The following is a 275-nucleotide window of genomic DNA, read 5'->3' on the forward strand; positions in this document are numbered from 1 at the left end:
GTTTTACCGCCCAAGTACATGAACTCTCCCATTACTTTCTTCACAAGGAATGGATAATGGAGCAGTGGGAGAGAAATTACTATATTACTTCTTTGGCTGGTTCAAATAATGGAAGCTCGGTGGTGATCATGTCAACAGGAACGCCATATGCACAGCAATCCTACAAAGTAAGTGATTCATTTCCCTTCAAATGGATAAACAAAAAGTGGAAGGAGGGGTTCTATGTCACTGCCTTGGCCACAGCAGGAAGCCGATGGGCTGTGGTTATGTCCCGG

The 275-nt window shown here is 44.7% G+C and carries 1 protein-coding gene; it reads left to right on the plus strand.

The annotated features are described in order from the left end of the window. Positions 1 to 275, plus strand: a 275-nt coding sequence (locus L9G74_RS24105) for a DUF7477 domain-containing protein (protein WP_500142671.1), incomplete at both ends; no start/stop codon positions are given.

The organism is Shewanella electrica, assembly GCF_022321485.1.
GTDB classification, from domain to species: domain Bacteria; phylum Pseudomonadota; class Gammaproteobacteria; order Enterobacterales; family Shewanellaceae; genus Shewanella; species Shewanella electrica.